Raw genomic sequence first — 2,097 nt, forward strand, 5'->3', positions numbered from 1 at the left:
GGGTTTGTCCAGGCATTGGGGTTTGTGGTGCCGTTGTATCAGCAGACCATCTGGCTGAGGATTCCAATTCAATATTGGTAGTATTAGCTACAGGAACGATGGGTGAAGGCGTTGTTGTTTCTACAAGGGTTGTAGTTCCTGCAGATTTTTTTTCAAGATTGCATATCCCCGGCCGCTCATCTGATTCATCTTCATCTTCATCCTTACAATCGATGTGTCCATCACATTTCCAAGCAGCGGAAATACATTTGCCGTTGTCACAGATAAAGCGTTCTAATTCCTCACATTTGGCTTGTGTACATAACTCCGATTTCTCATCTGATGCATCTATGCAATCAATAGACCCATCACATCGTGGATCATCGGTTTTAAAGTCATAGTGAACGTTGGCACATTGGCCGTTGTCGCAGAGGAAAGGACGTTTCAGCTCGATGCATTTGTCTTGCGTGCAGGAACCCTCATCCGAATTATCACCGCAATCATCCCACTTATCGCATTGCAACTTGGCTTCAATACATTTACCGTTGTCGCAGTGGAAAGAACGTTCTAACCTGCTACATATGTCCTGGGTACAATTCTCATCAGTGCCATCGTCACACTCGTTACTCCCATCACATAGCATTTTGCGTTCAATGTTGATACATTGGCCGTTGTTGCAGCGAAAAGGGCGTTCCAGCACCAGGCATTTGACCGGTGTGCAGAACTCCGGCTTCTCATCAGAGCCATCAGGACAATCTTCATTCCCATCACATAGATTAGCGGTGCCGATGTTGATACATTGGCCGTTATCACAGGGGAAAGGACGTTCCAGCTCAATACATTTGTCCTTTGTGCAAAACTCCGGATTCTCATCAGAACCATCGCGACAATCAATACTCCCATCACATTGCCTGTCGGTGTTAATGTTGATACATTGGCCATTGCCGCAGCGGTGAGGGCGCCACAGTTCGATACATTTGTCCTTTGTACATAATTCCGGCTTCTCATCAGAGCCATCGCGGCAATCGTTTCTCCCATCACACTGATTAGCGATATCAAGGTTGATGCATTGTCCGTTGTCGCAGCGGAAAGGACGTTCTAGCTCGGTACATTTGGCCTGAGTGCACAACTCCGGCTTCTCATCAGAACCATCACTACAATTTCCTTCCGACCGATCAGTATTCCCATCACATTGACGATGGCTTTCAATACATTGGCCGTTGTTGCAGCGAAAAGGTCGACCCAGCTCGGTACATTTTTTCTGTGTGCATTCCCACTCATCCGAGCCATCACGGCAATTACCTAACCCAATTACATTACTCCCATCACATTGACGATTTCTTTCAATACATTGGCCGTTGTTGCAGCGAAAAGGTCGACCTAACTTGATACATTTTTCTGGTGTGCACCCCTGCTCATCCAAGCCATCTCTACAATTTTCAACCCCATTACATCGCTCAAAGTCAAGCTTGCATTTGTCTTTATCGCAGCGGAATTGACCGGACCGACATGCCACCGACGGCTGTAACTGATTATTTATCACCGCCAGCGTAAACAGCAGTGTCGGTTTAAGCCCTGGCATCATTGCACCGATATACGGTGAACTCACTATCTGGTTGAAAGCAAAACCCGCTGCAACGCGCCCCAGTCTCTTTCCGACCTGCAAGGCACAATCGGCCAGCGGTCTTATTCCATAGCCAACAATCGGTTTGGGCTCCGGCTTTTGCGCCTGGTCATTACGACATTGGGTGCGTGCCTGGCAGAAAGTTATACCGCCACCCTTGTCAGGCTCCTGTTGGCAGGAAGCCATTATCTGTGAGCTGATACTTTTTGAGAGGGAAGACGTAATTTGCATTTATTCGAATCCAATTAAATTGATGGTTTCTTCAGCCGCACGGACCTATCACAAAATGTCCTGCTACTGAGAGGCTGTCTGAGCAAAAATCAGGGGGGCAGATCTTTAATCTTGCATGCACAAAGAAAGACCTGACCCATAAGTTGAAGTTGTATAAGTTGAAGTTGTAAGTTGAAGTTGAAGTTGAAGTTGAAGTTGCTAATAATTGACACATAATTTCCACACAAACCGAATCAAACTATTTACTGTGACTATTAATAAAA

Annotated in this window: 1 protein-coding gene; it reads right to left on the reverse strand. The window is 46.2% G+C overall.

Annotated elements, in window-relative coordinates:
* A partial coding sequence (locus ACO6V1_RS23625; protein ID WP_422468998.1) for an LDL receptor domain-containing protein occupies positions 1 to 1,834 on the reverse strand: 1,834 nt, incomplete at its 3' end.
* Positions 1,835 to 2,097: the final 263 nt, after the last annotated feature.

The organism is Endozoicomonas sp. ALC013 (assembly GCF_049310205.1).
Taxonomy (GTDB): Bacteria; Pseudomonadota; Gammaproteobacteria; order Pseudomonadales; family Endozoicomonadaceae; genus Endozoicomonas.